General features: G+C 50.8%; 1 protein-coding gene. It reads left to right on the forward strand.

Annotation, left to right across the window (positions count from 1 at the left end):
• A partial coding sequence (locus AB4Z23_RS28470; protein WP_441361306.1) for a glycosyltransferase family 2 protein occupies positions 1 to 463 on the forward strand: 463 nt, incomplete at both ends.

Below are 463 nucleotides of genomic sequence, written 5' to 3' on the forward strand. Positions count from 1 at the left end.
GTGCAGCATCAGACACATGAAAACTGGCAGTTGATTGTAGTAAACGACGGCGGCGGCACAGAGGACGTTGACTGGCTGGTAAGTGAAATTTTTGAGGGGGATGCCAGAGTTCAGATTATCCATCATCCCAACTCTCTGGGGATGGAGGCTGCCTCCAATGCAGGTATCGCGAAGCTCGGCACGCAATATGCTGTCATCCACGATGACGACGACAGCTGGTCTCCGGAATTCATGTCCTCCATGGTTGCTGCCATAACCCAGAAAGCCTCGATGTTTCCCTCGATCAAGGGGATCGCATGCCGTGTCAACACCGTTTACGAGACGGTGTACGGGAACGAAATTACAATCGATAGAGTTGAGCCTTTCCGCTCTTGGCACTCTGATGTCTTGGATGAGGGTTTCCTGAGCGTACAAAAGATGCTCGTAAGAAATCAATTTCCACCGATCGCATTTATGTTCGACC

This window comes from Agrobacterium sp. MCAB5 (genome assembly GCF_052114365.1).
GTDB classification, from domain to species: domain Bacteria; phylum Pseudomonadota; class Alphaproteobacteria; order Rhizobiales; family Rhizobiaceae; genus Agrobacterium; species Agrobacterium tumefaciens.